This is a genomic window from Stenotrophomonas capsici (assembly GCF_034961085.1).
GTDB lineage: Bacteria > Pseudomonadota > Gammaproteobacteria > Xanthomonadales > Xanthomonadaceae > Stenotrophomonas > Stenotrophomonas capsici.
Window position 1 is genome coordinate 1 of sequence record NZ_JAYFUH010000159.1, and the last position, 2,605, is coordinate 2,605.

General features: G+C 68.1%; 3 protein-coding genes. 1 reads left to right on the forward strand and 2 read right to left on the reverse strand.

All coding sequences use genetic code 11. The annotated features are described in order from the left end of the window. Both VA603_RS10575 and VA603_RS10580 read right to left on the reverse strand, forming a co-directional pair. On the reverse strand, positions 1–198 hold a 198-nt coding region (locus VA603_RS10575; protein ID WP_323438795.1), incomplete at its 3' end, for a DnaJ domain-containing protein. Then, positions 195–1,880 carry an Hsp70 family protein gene (locus VA603_RS10580; protein WP_323438796.1) on the reverse strand — a complete coding sequence of 562 codons (1,686 nt, stop codon included), beginning with the start codon at positions 1,878–1,880 and terminating at the stop codon, positions 195–197. The genes VA603_RS10580 and VA603_RS10575, both read right to left, overlap by 4 nt. Positions 1,881–2,090: 210 nt before the next feature. Here VA603_RS10580 and VA603_RS10585 point away from each other — a divergent pair. Then, a partial coding sequence (locus VA603_RS10585; RefSeq protein WP_323438797.1) for a S46 family peptidase occupies positions 2,091–2,605 on the forward strand: 515 nt, incomplete at its 3' end.

Below are 2,605 nucleotides of genomic sequence, written 5' to 3' on the forward strand. Positions count from 1 at the left end.
TGCTTCGGCGTCGGTGGTCGCCAACGCCTGTTGATGGCGCTGCCAGTGCAGGGCGGTCTGGTAGGCCTCGTGCAGGCGCTGGAAGGCCGCGGCGTCATCGTCCGGGCGGTTGCTGCGCAACAACCGGGCATAGGCGCGCTTGATTGCGCGCTCGTCGGCGCTGGCGTCGAGCTCGAGTACTTCCAGCGCCCAGCTCACTGCAGCCCCTCCAGCTCGTCCAGCGCCCGGCCGAGTTCGCGCCGGTGGCGCTCCACGCGCTGCGTGTCCTGGCTTTCCAGCGCCTCGCGGAACTGCAGCAGCCAGCCCTGCAACTGCTCGCGCTGGTCCACGTGTTCGGAGTACAGGCGTTCGGTGCGCGCGATCAGCGCAATGTTGGGTTGATGGTCACGCGGGTGCACCTTCAACGCCTGCAGTGCCTGCAGGCGTTGCTGGATCTGGTCCGGGGCCAGCACGCCGGGGTTCTGCTCCAGCACCAGCTCGTGGCGCTTGCCGGTGGCGTTCTCGGTGACCTCGACCTGCAGGATGCCATCCACGTCGTAGGTGAAGCGGGTGGTGACCGAGCGGTCCGCATTGCCGTGGTTGGTCAGCGGAATCTGCAGTTCGCCGAGCTTGATGTTCCTGTCCACCGTGGGGCTTTCGCCCTGGTAGACATCGAAGCGCAGGACTTTCTGCTCGGCATGCACCGGATGGAACACGTCCTCGCGGCTGACCGGCACCACGCTGTTGCGCTGGATGATGGGATGGAAGTAGCCGGTGCGCTCCTTGCCGTCCGGGCCCATCCGCGACACCTGCGTGCCCAGCGTGTACGGGCAGACATCGGTCAACACCACTTCCCGCAGCGCGCTGTCGCGCGCCTTCATGCCGGCGGCGACGGCCGCGCCGAGGGCGATGGCCTGGTCCGGGTGGATATGGCGCAGTGGCAGGCGCCCGAACATGCGCGTGGCAAGGCGCACGACCATCGGCATGCGCGCCGCGCCACCGACCAGGATGATGTCGTCCAGTGCCTCGGGCTTGAGCCGCGCGTCGCGGATGGCGCGTTCGATGGGCGTGCGCATCCGTTGCAGCAGCGGTTCGCACAGCTGCGCATAGCGGGCTTCATCCATGTGCCAGTGCAGCTCGCGGCCACCCAGCGTGAGTTGCAGGTCAACCGCGCTGCGCGCGCTGAGCTCGCGCTTGAGCTGCTCCAGGCGGTGCAGCAGTTGCGCCTGCTCGCTGGCATCGAGCGTCGCCGGGTCGAGTTTCATGTCCTGCCGGAAGGCGTGCGCCAGTACCTGCAGAAAGTCCTCGCCGCCGAGGAAGTTGTCGCCGGCGCTGGCATGGACCTCGACGATGCCGTCGAACAGCTCGAGGATCGATACGTCGAAGGTGCCACCGCCCAGGTCCAGCACCAGGATGCGGCCCTCGCGCTCGCGTTCCTGCAGCCCATAGGCCAGGGCCGCGGCGGTCGGCTCGTTGATCAGGCGCTCGACGCGGATGCCGGCCAATTCGCCGGCGGTGCGGGTTGCCTTGCGCTGTGCGTCGGAAAAATAGGCCGGCACGCTGATGACGGCCTCCTCGACCTTGTGGCCGAGCGCGGCCTCGGCGTCGGCCAGCAGTGCGCGCAGCACCAGTGCGGACAGCTCCTCCGGGCGGAAGCGGTGGCTGCCCAGCCGGGTCTCGCGGTCGGTGCCCATCCAGCGCTTGAAGTGCGCCACGCTGTCGCCGGGATGGCTGACCAGCCGGTCGCGTGCGGCCTGGCCGACCAGCACCGCGCCATCGGCGACGCTGACCGCCGAAGGCGTCAACACCTGGCCGTGCGGGTTTGGAAAAAGGACCGGGCCGTCGGCACCGTGCATGCCGATCAACGAGTGCGTTGTGCCCAGATCAATGCCGACGATCATCCCTGATGCCCCTGTTCAAGTTGTCATTGCGATTGTAGGCAAGCCACCGCGATGCGGAAACACGCCGTGCAACCGGGTGATGGATCGGCATGCAGCACGGGCCTGCATGCCGGCGCTGGCATCGGGGCGCCGACCATGACCGCTGGCGGTTGCCGCTGTTGGCTGGCACGGCTACTGTCTGGCCCTGTTCTGCATTCCGCTGGAGTACCCATGACCCGCAAACCGCTTGCCGCCGCCCTGGCGCTGGGCATGTCCCTGGCCACCGCCGCCCATGCCAACGAAGGCATGTGGATGCCGACGCAGCTGCCTGACCTGGCCGACACGCTGAAGGACGCGGGGTTCAAGGGCAATCCGGCCGAACTGGCCGACGTCACCGCGCCGCCGCTGAGCGCGGTGGTGCGGGTCGGTGGCGGCACCGGCTCGTTCGTCTCCGGCGACGGCCTGCTGCTGACCAACCACCACGTGGCTTATGGCGTGATCCAGTACAACGCCAGCAAGGAACACAACATCATCGACGAGGGCTTCATCGCCCAGGGCCGTGCCGATGAGCGCGCCGCCAACCCGGATTACCGCGTGCTGGTGACGGTGGGCTTCGACAAGGTCACCGATGACGTGCTCAAGGACGCACGCGGCAAGACCGGCCGCGCCTACTACGATGCGGTGGAGAATGCGCGCAAGCGCATCGTCGCCGACTGCGAGGCCGAAAGCGGCGTGCGCTGCTCGGT

Coding starts and splice junctions, on each gene's coding strand:
- VA603_RS10580 (WP_323438796.1), bottom strand. CDS start 1,880: ATGATCGTCGGCATTGATCTGGGCACAACGCACTCGTTGATCGGCATG.